The sequence below is a fragment of the Cellulomonas sp. GTC20042 genome (genome assembly GCF_055389595.1).
The window spans coordinates 1,290,280-1,304,822 of the sequence record NZ_AP043678.1 but is presented as its reverse complement, the minus strand read 5'-3'; the positions used below and the strand labels follow the sequence as shown (position 1 = coordinate 1,304,822).

At 74.4% G+C, this 14,543-nt stretch carries 14 protein-coding genes; 6 read left to right on the top strand and 8 right to left on the bottom strand.

Annotation, left to right across the window (positions count from 1 at the left end; all coding sequences use genetic code 11):
- Nucleotides 1-159: 159 nt before the first annotated feature.
- Complete coding sequence (locus ACZ5HG_RS06045; RefSeq protein WP_464181055.1) at nt 160-549, top strand: CBU_0592 family membrane protein; 390 nt, start codon at nt 160-162, stop codon at nt 547-549.
- 107 nt (nt 550-656) lie between these two features.
- Here ACZ5HG_RS06045 and ACZ5HG_RS06040 read toward each other — a convergent pair whose 3' ends face one another.
- On the bottom strand, nt 657-1,022 hold the full coding sequence (locus tag ACZ5HG_RS06040; RefSeq protein ID WP_464181054.1) for a DUF1905 domain-containing protein: 366 nt from the start codon (nt 1,020-1,022) through the stop codon (nt 657-659).
- 30 nt (nt 1,023-1,052) lie between these two features.
- On the opposite strand from ACZ5HG_RS06040, the gene ACZ5HG_RS06035 reads away from it, so the two are divergent.
- Nucleotides 1,053-1,922, top strand: a complete 870-nt coding sequence (locus ACZ5HG_RS06035; protein ID WP_464181053.1) for an alpha/beta fold hydrolase — start codon at nt 1,053-1,055, stop codon at nt 1,920-1,922.
- Nucleotides 1,923-1,932: 10 nt separating this feature from the next.
- Here the strand turns inward: ACZ5HG_RS06035 and ACZ5HG_RS06030 are convergent, their stop codons facing one another.
- Complete coding sequence (locus ACZ5HG_RS06030; RefSeq protein ID WP_464181050.1) at nt 1,933-2,436, bottom strand: DUF6036 family nucleotidyltransferase; 504 nt, start codon at nt 2,434-2,436, stop codon at nt 1,933-1,935.
- A 1-nt stretch (nt 2,437) separates the two neighbouring features.
- Nucleotides 2,438-3,079 (bottom strand): helix-turn-helix domain-containing protein, encoded by a 642-nt coding sequence (locus ACZ5HG_RS06025; RefSeq protein WP_464181049.1) that lies wholly within the window; start codon nt 3,077-3,079, stop codon nt 2,438-2,440.
- A gap of 4 nt (nt 3,080-3,083) precedes the next feature.
- On the opposite strand from ACZ5HG_RS06025, the gene ACZ5HG_RS06020 reads away from it, so the two are divergent.
- A complete protein-coding gene (locus tag ACZ5HG_RS06020; protein ID WP_464181047.1) occupies nt 3,084-3,515 on the top strand; it encodes a type II toxin-antitoxin system PemK/MazF family toxin in 432 nt (143 codons plus the stop codon).
- Nucleotides 3,516-3,519: 4 nt separating this feature from the next.
- On the opposite strand, the gene ACZ5HG_RS06015 is transcribed toward ACZ5HG_RS06020, so the two are convergent.
- The gene (locus ACZ5HG_RS06015; protein WP_464181046.1) at nt 3,520-4,104 is read right to left on the bottom strand and encodes an acyl-CoA thioesterase; all 585 of its coding nucleotides are present in this window, start codon (nt 4,102-4,104) and stop codon (nt 3,520-3,522) included.
- Nucleotides 4,105-4,248: 144 nt separating this feature from the next.
- Between ACZ5HG_RS06015 and ACZ5HG_RS06010 the strand changes: the two genes are divergently transcribed.
- A complete protein-coding gene (locus tag ACZ5HG_RS06010) occupies nt 4,249-5,022 on the top strand; it encodes a DUF4118 domain-containing protein (RefSeq protein ID WP_464181044.1) in 774 nt (257 codons plus the stop codon).
- On the opposite strand, the gene ACZ5HG_RS06005 is transcribed toward ACZ5HG_RS06010, so the two are convergent.
- Entirely contained in the window at nt 4,919-6,406 is a 1,488-nt protein-coding gene (locus ACZ5HG_RS06005) for an aminotransferase-like domain-containing protein (RefSeq protein ID WP_464181043.1), read from the bottom strand. The genes ACZ5HG_RS06010 and ACZ5HG_RS06005 overlap by 104 nt on opposite strands.
- Before the next feature lie 212 nt (nt 6,407-6,618).
- Here ACZ5HG_RS06005 and ACZ5HG_RS06000 point away from each other — a divergent pair, with 212 nt between their 5' ends.
- Nucleotides 6,619-7,752, top strand: a complete 1,134-nt coding sequence (locus ACZ5HG_RS06000) for an ABC transporter ATP-binding protein (RefSeq protein WP_464181042.1) — start codon at nt 6,619-6,621, stop codon at nt 7,750-7,752.
- Between the two features lie 46 nt (nt 7,753-7,798).
- On the opposite strand, the gene ACZ5HG_RS05995 is transcribed toward ACZ5HG_RS06000, so the two are convergent.
- Nucleotides 7,799-8,554: an SDR family NAD(P)-dependent oxidoreductase gene (locus ACZ5HG_RS05995; RefSeq protein WP_464181041.1), complete on the bottom strand. Its 756-nt coding sequence runs from the start codon at nt 8,552-8,554 to the stop codon at nt 7,799-7,801.
- A 239-nt stretch (nt 8,555-8,793) separates the two neighbouring features.
- Between ACZ5HG_RS05995 and ACZ5HG_RS05990 the strand changes: the two genes are divergently transcribed.
- Nucleotides 8,794-9,561 carry an SAVMC3_10250 family protein gene (locus ACZ5HG_RS05990; protein ID WP_464181040.1) on the top strand — a complete coding sequence of 256 codons (768 nt, stop codon included), beginning with the start codon at nt 8,794-8,796 and terminating at the stop codon, nt 9,559-9,561.
- 115 nt (nt 9,562-9,676) lie between these two features.
- Here the strand turns inward: ACZ5HG_RS05990 and ACZ5HG_RS05985 are convergent, their stop codons facing one another.
- Together ACZ5HG_RS05985 and ACZ5HG_RS05980 are read right to left on the bottom strand one after the other, a co-directional pair.
- Nucleotides 9,677-10,633: a GGDEF domain-containing protein gene (locus tag ACZ5HG_RS05985; RefSeq protein ID WP_464181039.1), complete on the bottom strand. Its 957-nt coding sequence runs from the start codon at nt 10,631-10,633 to the stop codon at nt 9,677-9,679.
- Between the two features lie 94 nt (nt 10,634-10,727).
- Nucleotides 10,728-14,468, bottom strand: coding sequence for an nSTAND1 domain-containing NTPase (locus ACZ5HG_RS05980; RefSeq protein ID WP_464182112.1), 3,741 nt, complete (start codon nt 14,466-14,468; stop codon nt 10,728-10,730).
- Nucleotides 14,469-14,543: the final 75 nt, after the last annotated feature.

Sequence of the window (14,543 nt, the reverse complement as noted above, 5' to 3'; positions counted from 1 at the left end):
TGGATCACGGTTCAGTCATGTAGTTCTGCTTGATACCCGGTACATTTTTGTTCGATTGCGCTGAACCCCGCAAGTCGGCACACTGGAGGGGTCGTTCCCCCTGATCATCAGGGAAAGACGCCATCCCTCCACCCCTCTCTGCCTGCATGGAGCACGCCCGTGTCCGCTCTCGTCACCGCGCTCGGCTGGGTCGGCGCGGTCACGTGCCTCGTCGCCTACGTCATGGTCACCCGTGGTCGCTGGGCCCCCTCGTCGGGGCGCTACCAGCTGACCAACGTGGTCTCCGGCGCCCTGATGGGCCTGGTCGCCGCGCGCAGCGGCGTGTGGCCGTCGGTGGCGACGAACCTGGTGTGGACCGCGGTGGGCGTGTACGCGGTGGCGGTGATCCTGGTGGCCCGTCGGCGGCGGCGTGCCGCGGCGGTGGCATCGCCGGTCACGGTCGAGGCGGTTGCGGGTACGACGGTCGAGACGACCGCGGCCCCGGTGGGGACGATCGAAGACGTGCCCGTGCTGCCCACGCAGCGCGGAGCGGACGTGCTGGTGGCCTGAGAACGCCAGCTCGCAGGACGAGCCCTCGGCGCCAGTGGCGGCGCCGAGGGCTCGTCCTGTCTCGGGGCCATGCGGGTCGAGCAGCCCGACGGCGAGCCGGCCGCCCGTCAGACGTCCAGCAGCCGCAGCCGGACCCGCACCGGCTCCCCGACGGTCAGCCCCTCCGCGACCCGCACCACCTTCTTGATCGGCAGCGAGTACGCCGAGTCCCCCGGGAAGATCGACGTGCGCCACACCGTGCCGCCCACCGTCACCTCGACCCGCAGCGACCCGAACCCGTGCGCGAACGCACCCGCCCGCTGCTCCACCTCGTCGGACAGGCCCTCCGGAACGGACACGAACGTCCACCGGTCCACCCGTGCCTGCCACTCCCACAGCGGCGCCTCGAACTCGATCTCCACGCCGACGATCCTCCCCCACGCCTCCGACACGCGGACCACCCCGGCGCGGGCCAGGATGAGGACGTGCGCCACCCGCGCGCGCCGACCCGGAAGGACCCCGCGATGACCGAGCCCACCGCCCGCACCCTCGACCTCCCCGGCGTCACCCTCGCCTACGACGTGCGCGGCCCGCTGCCCACCGCCGACGGCACCCCGCCGCTGCTGCTGGTCGGCCAGCCGATGGACGCCAGCGGCTTCGCCACCCTCGCCTCGCACTTCCCCGACCGCACCGTCCTCACCTACGACCCGCGCGGGCTCGGCCGCAGCACCCGCACCGACGGCGGCACCGACCACCTGCCCGACGAGCAGGCCGCCGACCTGCACGCCCTGATCACCGGCCTGGACGCCGGACCGGTCGACGTCTTCGCCAGCAGCGGCGGAGCCGTCACCGCCCTCGCGCTGGTCGCCGCGCACCCCGCCGACGTGCGCACCCTCGTCGCCCACGAGCCGCCGCTGCTCACCGTCCTGCCCGACGCCGAGCAGGCCCTCGCCGCCGAGGAGCAGGTCCGCCAGGCGTACCACCGCGCCGGCTGGGGCACCGGCATGGCCGCGTTCATCGCCCTCACCTCCTGGCAGGGCCCGTTCACCGCCGACTTCGGCACCGGCCTGCCCTCACCCGACGCCTTCGGCCTGCCCGCCGAGGACGACGGCACCCGCGAGGACCCCCTGCTGTCCGGCCGCTCCGCCCCCGTCACCGCCTACCGCCCCGACCTCGACGCCCTGCGCGCCGCGAGCACCCGCGTGGTGATCGCCGCCGGCACCGAATCGCGCGGGCTGCTGACGTGGCGCACCTCCGAGGCGCTGGCCGCCGCGCTGGGGACCGACCTCGCCGTGTTCCCGAGCCACCACGGCGGGTTCCTCGGGCCGGAGCTCGGGCAGGCGGGCGAGCCGGAGGCGTTCGCGGCGCGGCTGCGGGAGGTGCTGGGGGGCTGACGCGGGACGCTCAGGCGAACGCGGCGACGAACTGCACCAGGTACGGGTCGTCGGGCTCGTCGGGGTAGGCGCGCCGGAAATGCTCGACCGCCTCGTCCGCGTCGGAGAACCCGCAGCGCGGCCAGATCGCCCGGAGGTCGTCGGCGTCGCGGGCGCGTGCGGCGTAGAGCTTCATCGCGAACAGGTCGCGCCACGGCAGCCCGAGCACCCGCAGCCGACCGTGCTCGATCAGCACCTCGCACGCGTCCAGGTCGACCGTCGCCGGGAGGAACGGCCGAGCCGCGTCGTTGAGCCAGCGCGGGCCGAGCCCGTGCCGCGCAGCCACCGACCTGACCGCGTCCTGCACCGCGCGGTCGAGCGCCCGCACGCTGTCCACGTCCACGGTCGTCCCCCGCAGGCCGTGCAGCGCGAGGAGCGCACCCCCGGCGAGCACCACCTCGTGCACCGGACCCTCGGGCAGGGCGGCACCGACCTCCAGCAGCAGCGTGCGGATCCGCTCGGCGTCGAGCGCCACGTCAGGACACCTGGTCCAGCGGTCGGCGCCACAGCGAGGGTTCGTCGATCACGAGCCCGCGCGCGGCGAGCGACGGCGGCGTCTGCGCGCGCCACGACGCCCGCATGCGCGGCGTGCCCGGCGCCGACCACTCCTCGGCGAGCGGCGGTACCGCGGCTGTCCACGGTGGCCGCGCAGCGCCGCGATCGTCGCAGACCTTCTCGGCGATCCCAGCGATCAGGGTGTCGACGACCGCCGAGCCCGAGCGGGCCGGTGCCTCGGCGACCGCGGCCAGCGCGATCACGTCCGGGGCCTCGGACGCACGGTCCAGCCAGTCCCGCAGCACGGTGAAGTCCGGAGATCCCCCCTCGGCGACCGCTGTGCGGGCGATCCGGGAGATCGGCGCCAACGCCGGCTCGCTCACGAGGTGACGACCCGCAGCACGCAGCAGGCGGAGCAGGGTCGAGACGGTGGGGTCGACGTGACCGTGCTCGACACGGGTGACGGTCGAGGCGGGCACCTGCGCGCGCGCGGCCAGCGCCCGCACGGACAACCCCGCAGCACGACGCGCGTCCCGGACGATCTCGGCAGCCGACTCCATGGCGTGAGCATACCTGCGCACACCGTGTCGGCCTCGGGCGACCACGCCGTCCGGCAGACTCACCTGCGTGACCGCGCTGCTCGACGACCACCCCTGGCTCGCGATCCTCGTGCTGCTGCTCGTCCTGTGGGGCCTGCGCGCGCTGCGCCCGCGCCGCCGTCGCCGCCGGCCGACCCGCCCGCGGCCGTCCGCCCCGTCGCGGGTCGGGGTCGGCGAGGTGTGGTTCGCCCTGGTGCCGTTCTCCGACGGGACCGGCGCCAAGGACCGCCCGGTGCTGGTGCTCGACGTGCACGGCAGCACCTGCTGGGTCGCCACGCTCACCTCGCAGGACAAGGGCGACCGCCGCGACCACGTGCGGGTGCCGGACGGCTGGAACGGCCTCGACAAGCCGTCGTGGATCGCCCTGGACCCGCGTGCCCTGGACGCGACCGCGTTCCGGCGTCGGATCCGCGGCGCGAGCACCCGCCTGCTCGACTGGTACCGCGCGCAGTCCCGCTGACCGGTCAGTCCGTCGTGACCGGTCGCTCCACGTCGCCGCCGACACGCGTCGCCTCGGTCCAGGCACGCACCCAGTCCGGCACCTCGCGCCCGTCCGGCGGGTCGCCCGCGAGCGCCCGCAGCTCGTCGTTCTCCACCGTGCCGCCGCTCCGACGCAGGAACCGGGTGCGCACCACCGCGCGGGCGTGCACGACCTCGCCCCGGCAGAAGGTCTGCTCCACCAGCACCCACCGGTCCTGGTAGCCGAGGATCCGCGTGTACAGGTCGAACCGCTGCCCGAGGGTCAGCGAGCGGCGGTAGGTGATCGTCTGCCCGGCGACCACCGGGTACCAGCCCGCCGCGACCGCCTTCGCCCAGAACCCCGACCGCAGCAGCAGGTCCATCCGGCCCAGGTCGAGCATCGTCAGGTACGTGCCGTTGTTCACGTGCCGCAGCAGGTCGAGGTCGGTGATCCCGACGCGCAGCGGGGTGCGGGCGGTGTCCCAGACGTCCAGCGCGGGCCGGCGCCGGGCACGGGCGCGCAGCCGGAGCAGGCGCAGGTACATGTTCACGGGCGGCGGCTCCTCGGATCGGCACTGGTCCTCGGTCACGGTATCCGCCGACCCCCACCCGCCGCCCGGCGTCAGGAAGGCGTGAGGGACGGCGGCGTGAGCGTACGGATCCCGTCAGGATCGCCGCCGCCGCCCGCGCGCAGGTGTCTGCTGAGAGGTGGTCCATCGACACGGAGGCGCACCATGACGCAGCAGATCGGCACACCGGCAGCAGCCCCACCCCGGACAGCGGTGGTCGTGGGCTTCGCCCTGGTCGTCCCACCGGCGGTGGCCGGGGTGCTGCACCTGCTCGGCGACGCCGTCACGCCCGCCGTCGGCGCCCTGGTGCTCGTGCTCGTCGTGGTCGCGGCGGCGACCTCCGGCGTGCGGATCGCCGGGGTGCTGGCGGCGGTGTCGGCGGGTGTGTGGTTCGACTTCTTCCTCACCGCGCCGCGGCTGAGCCTGACGATCGTGGACCGGGACGACGTCGAGGTGCTGGTGCTGCTGCTCCTGGTCGGGCTCGCCGTCACGGAGGTGGCGCTGTGGGGCCGGCGGCAGCAGGCCCGCGCCAGCCGGCAGGCCGGCTACCTCGCCGGGGTGCTGCGCACCGCCGACCTGGTGGCCCTGCACGACGCCTCCCCGCAGACCCTCACCGACGAGGTCGCCGACCGCATCACCGACGTGCTGGGCGTGGACGCGTGCCGGTTCGAGCCAGCCGAGGGCCGGCACGCCGCCTCCGCCACCACGCTGCACCGCGACGGCTCCGTCGCCCAGCGCGGCGCCCGGATCGACGTGGACCGGCACGGCCTGCCCACCGACGACCTGCTCGCGCTGCCGGTGGAGCACGACGGGGTGCCGCTCGGGCGGTTCCTGGTCACGTCCTCCACCCGGCACGCGCGGCCGACCGTGGAGCAGCGGCGGGTGGCGGTGACGCTGGCGGACCAGGTGGGCACGCGGCTGGCGGCGCGGGTGGGCTGATCGCGTTCGCCCGCACCGCCCCGGCCAACGCGTCGACCGCCGCGACGGTCTCGGACTCGCGCAGGTTCGCGAAGCCCAGCGCGAACGCGGGCCGGTCCTCCCCCGGCGCCGGCACCAGCACCAGCCCGCGCGCGCGTGCCGCGACCACCACCGCCGCACCGTCCCTGGACGTGCTGCCCGCCGGCATCGTGGCGAGCACGTGGGTCGCCCCGTCCGGCACCTGCACGTCCCAGCCGGGCAGCCGGGCGGCGAGCACAGCGGCGAACCCGCGCGCCCGGGTGCGGTACCGCGCACGCATCCGCCGCACGTGCCGGTCCAGGTCGCCGCTGGTGAGCAGCTCGACCAGTGCGAGCTGGTCCAGCGCGGGCGGTCCGGCCATCAACGGCAGCACCGGCGCGACGGTCCGCAACCAGAGCGTCGGCAGCAGCATCCAGCCCAGCCCGAGCCCCGGCCCGACCGACGTGTCCCAGGAGCCGAGCAGGATCACCCGGTCGGGCCCGACCGACTGGAGCACCGGCACCCGGCGTCCCGTCACCAGCGGGCCCTCGTCGTCGTGCTCGATCACCACACCGTCCACGTCCCGCGCCCACCGGACCAGCGCCTCGCGGCAGCCCGCGCCGCACCCGCACGGGTGCACCGCCGAGGACGCGACCACGACGGCACGAGCACCCGAGCGGCGCAGCACGTCGATCCGCGGTCCGTGCGCGTCCACCCCGATCGGCACCACCGACAGCCCCTCGGCCTCGGCGAGCACCCGGGTGCGCTCCGCGACCGGCCCGACCAGCGCCACCTGGGTCAGCCCGATCCGCCGCACGATCCGGAACAGCCGGTCCAGGGTGTCGGCCGAGCCGCGCGTCGCGACGACCGCGACCTCCGCCGGCAGCACCGCCCCGCGGGTCCGCACCAGGTAGGGGCCGAGCTCGGCGCGCAGCCGTGGCAGCCCGAGAGCGCCGGAGCCCGCGAGGTCCTGGTGCCCGGCGGTCGCGAGCGCCGTCGCCAGTGCCCGACGCCACCGGGTTCGGGGGAAGGACGCGAGCTCCGGCAGGCCCGGCCTCAGGTCGAGCACCGGCGGCCCCGTCACCACCGCGGGCGCGGCGGGCTCCGCCGGGGCGGGTGCGACACCGTGCACCCAGGTCCCGGACCCGGTGCGGGCCGCCAGCACGCCCTCGGCCACCAGCAGCCCGTAGGCCTCGGTCACCACCGAGCGGGAGCAGCCGAGCGATCCGGCCAGGTCACGGCTCGGCGGCAGCCGGGTCCCCGCACGCAGGGTCCCCCGCCGGACGGCCGCACGCAGCGCACCGGCCAGGCGCACGTGACCGATCGGCCCGTCACCGAGATCGAGGGTCACGTCGGCCACCACCACCGACGCCGCTGGTCTGAGCACACCGCCACCGTAGGACCGCCGGCGCCGGGCCCCGAGGTCCGGAGGTCCCTGCCGCCGCACACCGCCCCGTCGACCGCGCGATCGGTCTGCCGGATCCGCCCCCGGATCGGTCCGCCGTCGCAGGTCGGCGGGTCCCTAGCGTCGGCCCGGGCACGACGACCGTGCCGCACGACGGATCGTCCGGCACGTACCTGCCGGTGAAGGGATTGATCATGGCAACTGTCACCTATGACAAGGCCACCCGGGTCTACCCGGGGACCGAGCGCCCCGCGGTGGACGCCCTGGACCTGCACATCGAGGACGGCGAGTTCCTCGTCCTCGTCGGCCCCTCGGGCTGCGGCAAGTCGACCTCCCTGCGCATGCTCGCGGGCCTCGAGGACGTCAACGCCGGCCGGATCCTGATCGGCGACCGTGACGTCACCGACGTCCAGCCCAAGGACCGGGACATCGCGATGGTGTTCCAGAACTACGCCCTGTACCCGCACATGACCGTGGCGGACAACATGGGCTTCGCGCTGAAGATCGCCGGCACCCCCAAGGCCGAGATCCGCACCCGCGTGGAGGAGGCCGCCCAGATCCTCGACCTCACCCAGTACCTGGACCGCAAGCCCAAGGCCCTGTCCGGTGGCCAGCGTCAGCGTGTGGCCATGGGCCGCGCGATCGTGCGCCAGCCCCGCGTGTTCCTCATGGACGAGCCGCTGTCCAACCTCGACGCCAAGCTCCGCGTCCAGACCCGCACCCAGCTGGCCTCCCTCACCCGGAGGATCGGCGTGACGACCGTCTACGTCACGCACGACCAGACCGAGGCGCTGACGATGGGTGACCGCATCGCGGTGCTCAAGGACGGGCTGCTCCAGCAGGTCGGCACTCCGCGCGACATGTACGACACCCCGGCCAACGTGTTCGTCGCCGGCTTCATCGGCTCCCCCGCCATGAACCTCGGCACCTACCCGGTCGTCGACGGCGCCGCCCGGGTCGGCACCGCCGCGGTCCCCGTCCCTCGTGCCGCCCTCGACGCGCTGACCGGCGAGGACGCCGGCGCGGTCACGCTCGGGTTCCGCCCGGAGGCGCTCGACGTGGCCTCCGTCGGCACGCCCGGCGCGATCCCGGTGCGGGTGGACGTCGTCGAGGAGCTCGGCTCGGACGCCTACGTGTACGGCACCGTGCTCGGCGGGGCGGCGCAGGCCGAGGCACCGGTGTTCACCGACGGCGCCGGCGGGGCGCAGGTGGTCGTGCGGATCGACCCGCGTGCCGTGCCCCGTCCGGGGTCGGAGATCGCCGTGACCGTGCGCGCCGGGGAGGAGCACCTGTTCCACCCGGCGTCGGGGGCGCGGATCGAGGTCTGAGCGGGTGGGCGCCCGACGACGGGCGCCCACCGCTGCTCGCCCCGGGTCAGACCGCCGGGTAGCCGCCGTCCACCTGGTGCAGGCTGCCGGTGATGAACGACGCCTCGTCGCTCAGCAGGAACGCCACCAGCGACGCGACCTCCTCCGGGCGGCCGATCCGGCCGATCGGGTGCTTAGCCGTGATCGCGTCGATCTGCTCCTGCGGCAGCGCCGCCATCAGCGGGGTCCAGATGTTGCCCGGCGCCACCGCGTTCACCCGCACCCCGCGGGTGCCGTACTCGACAGCCGCGTTCTTGGTCAGCCCGTTGATCGCGTGCTTCGACGCCACGTACGCCGAGTTGCCCGGCGCCGCCACCAGCGCGTGCATCGACGCCATGTTGACGATCGCCCCGCCACCGGCCGCCTCGATCGCCGGCAGCTCGTAGCGCAGCCCGTACAGCACCCCGTTGAGGTTGATGTCGATCACCCGGCGCCAGTCCGCATCCAGGTCGAGCTCACCGGTCGGCAGCTGGTGCTTCGCGGCGATTCCCGCGTTGTTCACCGCGAGGTGCAGGGCCCCGTACGTCGCCTGCGCGAACTCGACGGCGGCCAACGACTGCTCGGCGTCCGCGGTGTCCTGCTGGAAGGCGGTCGCCGTGCCACCGCTCGCCGTGATCGTGTCGGCCACCCGCTGCGCCGCGTCCAGCCGGATGTCGGTCAGCACCACCGAGACACCGTCCGCGGCCAGCCGCGTCGCCACCGCCTCACCGATCCCGCTGCCGCCGCCCGTCACCAGCGCCACCTTGCCGTCGAACCGTGCCATCGCCCGTCACTCCTCGATACGTCCGGTGCCGCCGTCTGCGGTACCTGACGTGTCAACACCGACCGGGTGGTCGGTGATGGCGTCGCGGGGGTGTCTCGGCGGTCACAGGGAAGGAGTCTGGTCGGTGGCGCGAGCGACGATCCTCAGGCACTCGCCGAAGTGGTGACTCCACTGCTCGCGATTTCGTGTGCACCTTGCGATCGGGCGGTCAGCGCGAGAGACGTGGTTATGCTCGCCAGGTGTTCAATCGACGAATCCCCGTGCGCGAGTACTTGTACATTTCGACTGCCAAGATGGAGGGCCTCGACGAAGGTCCCGCTCGTTCCGCCGTCAGACTCGCATCACTCTCCGCCAGCATTCCGCCACTCTCTGCACAACTGTCGAGCGTGGGCGCCGATCTTCGCCCAGATCACCTACGCCGAATCGAACCGCTCGGACAGCGCCTGCGTGCGCAGTCCCGCGACTATCGCGACACCGACGTCGCACCCAATACCTGGGTGAACTTCTCATGCGAGATGCGGTGGGCGACGATGCACCCGGACAGCGGGCCCGACGGCCCGGATCGAGTGGTCGTCTTCACCACCTGCTTTCCGCAGCCGAAGGGCGAGACAGACCTGGTCCTTCTCGGATCGACATGTCACCTACTCGACCGCACCGGGTCAGTCGGCCGCATGGGCTCGAACAGTAAGACCCTCTTCGAGATCGCCGAGAGCCCCTTGCTGATCGACTCGCGTGGCGACCTCTTACCTCCCGACGCCGCCGAGTCGGCAACTCACCTCAGCCGAATCGTCTCGACCGAGGCACCCCTGGGGCAAGTAGGTCGTGTCGAAGGGCTTGCCCGGGTCCTCCACACGATCGACAACGACTACATCGCTCGGCATGTTGTTGCAACCCCGCTGTTCGTCAGGATCTGCCAGCCCACCTCGAGAGAGTCACGGCGCCTCGCGGCGCAGCGAAAGAAGTTCATCGACAAGAACGGCGTCGAATTCAAGCCTGGGCGCCAATGACATCGATGCGCCGACGGGCAAACCCGGAGGCGGAGAACCGCGCCGCAGGTCTGACGACGAGAACAGTGAGCAACTCTGAGCGGGCGATCCCAGACAGATAAGCCGAATCGCTCGCTCACTCCGCGGCCTCGCCCCGCCGCCGCCCGCGCTTCGTCACGTACAGCGCCACGTCCGCCCGGTGCAGCAGGTCGTGCACGGTGTCGTCCCGGCCCGCGACGGCGATCCCGGCGCTCCACGGCGCCGTCGACACCGCCTGGGTACGGGCGACCCAGTCGGCGGCGCGGGCGTCGTCGTACCCCGGCAGCACGACGACGAACTCGTCGCCCCCGGTCCGCCCGACCACCGGCGGCGCCCCGTGCTCGGCAGAGCGCCAGGTCGCCACCAGCGAGCCCAGCACCTCGTCACCGGCGAGGTGACCCCGCGTGTCGTTGATCGTCTTGAAGTCGTCCACGTCCGCGGACACGACCGCCAGCGCCGCGCCGGTGCGCCGGGACTCGCGCAGCAGCGTCGCGAGGCTGTCCAGCAGCGTGCGTCGGGTGAGCGCACCGGTGAGGTCGTCGGTCGACGCGTGGCGGCGCAGCCGGTGCGTGACGTAGCCGAGCAACGACGTCGACGCGACCGTCATCACGGTCACGGCCACCCAGGTCATCGGGTGGAACGGCGCGGGCGCGGCCACCATGCCGCCGGTGATCGTCGCGAGCGCGAGCGCGACCAGGGGGACGGCCTGCGCCGCGGGGAAGGCGAAGGCGGCGAGCTGGGCCGCGGTGATCAGCCCGAGCGACATCGAGACCAGTCCCTCGGCTGTCCGGCAGGACGCCAGGAGCACCCCGAGCCCGAGCGTCGCCAGCGCGAGGACCACCGGTCGCACCCCGGGGCGTTCCGGCGCCAGCAGCGTGAACCCGGACGTCAGGGCGAGCAGCGTCCCGACCGTCACCCACGGCACGGCCGACGCGTGCGGGTTCACCGACCAGCGCAGCGCGGCGAACACGATCACCGCCATGACGGCCAGGGTGACGGCGAGCAGGCCGCGGGTGCCGTAGAGCCGGCGGACCGACGCGTCGACGAGACCCATGCCTCCGGTATCGGCAGGTGGCACCTGCGACCTGACGGGTTCGACGGGGTGAGACGCGTCACGGCCTCACCTCGACGCGCCGCCGGTGCCGGGATCACGTGCAGGTGGCCGGCCGTTCGACGTCGCTGCCCGCGATCCGGGACCACTCGGCCCCGGTCAGGGCGACACCACGGCCGGCCACCGCGCAGGCACGTCGCAGCGCCCCCTCCACGGTGACGTCCCACAGCCGCACCGTCCGGTCGGCGGACGCCCCGGACAGCACGCTCCCGTCCGGCGAGAACTCGATGCCGTAGACGGTCCCCTCGGCGCCGGAGAGCGTGGCCCACCGGGCGGGGTGCGTGCGGCTCGACAGGTCCCACAGCCGGATGGTGCCGTCGGTCCTGGCGACCGCCACCCGGGTCCCGTCCGGGGAGAACGCGGTGTTGGTGCCGTATCCCTCGCCCCAGCGCAGCGGCTCCCCGAGCACCCCCGGGGCAGCGGGATCGGTCACGTCCCACAGCCAGACCGTCCCGTCGTTCCCGCTCGCGGCGACGGTGCGCCCGTCGGCGCTGAACGCGGTGGAGTACACGTACCCCTCGGGGCCGGTCAGCGGGGCGCCGATCACCGCGGGAGCCGCCAGATCGCTCACGTCGACCAGGTGCACGGACCCGCTGAGCACCGAGGCGACCAGCACCGAGGCGTCCGGCGAGAACGCGACCACGTAGACGGCACCGCCCAGGCCGTCGATCCGGCCCGTGGGCTCGTCCGGCACCGCACCCCCGGACAGGTCCCACAGGGTGATCGCGCCGTCGTCGGAGGAGACGGCCAGCCGGGTGCCGGAGGCGTCGAACGCGACGGTGTCGACCCAGTCGGTGTGCGCGGCGGCGGATCCGAGGTACACCGGAGCGGCGGGGTCCTCGATGTCCCAGGTGTGGATGCCGCCGGCCGTGTCGCCGGCGACGGCCAGGTGCAGGGCGTCCGAGACGTCGACCGCGCCGTCGAGGCGGGCCCCGTCGGGGGCGGGAGCCGCGCCGAGCAGGACTGCCGCGGCGGGGTCGGTGGCGTCCCAGACCCGCAGCCCGTTGGTGGTCGCGGTCACGACCACCTGGTCGCCGCCCCGACCGGTGCCGAACGCGCCCTGGCCCGGGATCGACGCGAACCCCCCGAGCACGGAGCCGGGCACGGGCCACTCGCGCAGCATGCCGTCGGCACCCGAGCCGTAGATCACGGTCCCGTCGGGCGACCACTGAGCACCGAGCAGGGTCGTGGGGGCCGCGGCACGCCAGAGCGTCGTGCCCGTGCTCGCGTCCCAGACCCAGAGGTGCTGGTCCGAGCTCGCCCCGGCGACAGCAGCTCCGTCCGGGGTCCACGACAGGTCGTTCACCCAGGACGCCGGACCGGCGAGGGACGCCCGCTCCGCCGGGGCCGCGGGGTCGCTGACGTCGATCAGGCGCACCCCGCCGTCGGTCGTGCCCGCGGCCAGGGTCGAGCCGTCCGGCGACCACGCGAGCGACTGGACAGGCGCCCCGACGTCGAGGACACCCGCGGACCGCACCGGGGCGCCGGGGTCGGCGAGGTCCCACAGCGCGATCTCGCCCGCCGAGCCGGCCGCCGCGAGGCGCGAGCCCGAGGGGTCGAGGACAGCGGACTCGACCGTTCCCCCGGCGACCGCCGGCACGGTGGTCGCCGGCGTGGGCACGGCGCCCTCCGAGAGCGCCCACAGCAGGGCGGCACCGTCGGAGGCGCCCGCCACCACCGTCGTGCCGTCGTCGGACACGGTCACGTCGTAGAGCGTCGCTCCCGCCGGTTCGCCCCGGTCCGGCAGGGGACGCGGCGAGGTCGGGTCCGCGACGTCCCACACGTGCAGCACCCCCGCGTCCCCGCCCGCCAGGAGCGTGGCCCCGTCCGGGGTGAAGGCGACCGCGTACAGGGCCGAGTCGGCGACCTCGAGCCGGGTGATCCGGCGCGGGTCGTCCCCGAGCGACCACAGGTCGACCGCTGAGGCGTCGGTGGCCAGCGCCGCGGTGGACCCGTCAGGGCTGATCGCGACGGCGTTGACCAGGGCGCCGGTCGATCCGAGTCGGGACGACGTGGCGACCCCGGTGCTGGACAGCAGCGCGGAGCGCGCCTCCAGCGTCGCGGCGGTGGCGAAGGCCGCGTTCGCGACCTGGGAGGACAGACCCGGATCGGTGCTGGTCAGCGCCTGCGCGGTGACGGCGAGCTGACGGGAGACCGCGATGTCGCGTTCTCGACCCGTCACCCGCGACTGGTGCGCGGCGGCGCCCGCGAGAGAGGCCGACGTGAGGGCCAGGACGCCGAGGCAGGCCGACAGCAGCCGCAGCCGCCGGGCCGACCGGTGCTGCACGGCGGCCTCCCGGTCACGCGCCGCGCGGGCCGCCGCCAGGAAGGCACGCTCGGGCGCGGTCGTCGTCGGACCGCCGGACTGCCAGGCGAGCGCGGCGTCGAGCACCGCCCCGCGGTAGAGCAGGTCGGGATCGCGCTCCGCGTCCTGCCAGGTGCGGGTGGCCTCCGCCAGCCGACCGTGCAGCCTGAGCGCGTCGCGGTCCTCCTCGATCCACCCGGCCAGCCGGGGCCAGGCGCTGATCAGCGCCTCGTGCGCGATCCGGATCTGCCCGTGGTCCGAGGTGAGCAGCCGGGCGTCGACCAGCGCGCGCACCGCCGCCTCCTCGGAGGAGCCGGCACGGACCAGGTCCTCGGACGCCACGGCCCGCGCCACCACGTGCAGGTCGCGCACGTGCACGAGGGCGAGCAGGACACGCCGCACGGTGGCCATCAGGTCGGCCGGGAGCGCGTCGAGCACGGACTCCGCGGTCTGGGTGATCGCTCCCCCGAGCCCGCCGACCTCCCGGTAGCGGACGAGGGTGAGCCGGCGGCCCGAGCTCGCCGCCCAGGTCGCGAGCAGCGCGTGCGAGACCAGCGGCAGCACACCCGCCGCGAGCGTCCCCGCCGATCGCCGCGGTGGCGTCTCGCCCGCGGCGTCCCGCACCAGCACGTCGACCAGGGCCTCGTCGACCTCTACCCCGACCTGTCGGGCCGGCTCCACGATGACGCGCCGCAGGTCCTCGGACGTCATCGGCGTGACGACGACGGTCCCCTCGGCCAGCCAGCCCGCCAGGGTCTCGTGCTCCAGCGCACGGTCGACCAGGTCGGCCCGCAACCCGAGCACCACCGTCGTCCCGGCGGCGTGCCAGGCCCCGAGCCGGTCCACCAGGTCCGCCGCGCCCGGACCCGACGGGAGGTCCGGGCCGTCCTCGGGCTCCGGGGCGACGAACGCCTCCTCGAACTGGTCGACGATCAGCACCTGCGGCCGCGCCGGCACGGTCTCCTGGCCGGTCGCGAGCAGGCTGGGCGTCGTCACGACGACCTCGACCCCGACGCCCTGCAACGAGGCCGCGAGACCCGCACGCAGCAGCGAGGACTTGCCGGAGCCCGAGGCGCCCAGCACCACCAGCGGACGGGACGGGTGTGCCTGCACCCGGGCGACCAGGGTGCGCGTGAGAGCCTCCCGCCCGACGAAGCGGTCGGCGTCGTCGGTCCCGTACGCCGCGAGCCCCAGGTACGGTGCCGTGGCCGACGCGGGCCGAGGACCGGGTGCACGCCGGAGCCGTCCAACGACCTCCAGCCAGGCCGGGCGCTCGTCCGCAGGCACCCGCAACGCGTCGAGCACCCGCTCGAACTGGTCGAGCGCGGCCGCCTGGGGAAGGTGCCGTCCCGACAGGTAGCCACCGACCGTGCTGAGCGGGAGGCGGGCGAGGCGCGCGACGTCGCGGACGCTCAGGCCGCGCGCCTCGCGCAGCGCCGTCAGACGCCGCGCGAGATCCGCCCGGTCGAGGATCTGACCCGCGGGCTCACCATCGGCCCGATCGGGGTACGTGTCGTCGCTGATCGTCGGTCCCTCCTGGACGTCAGA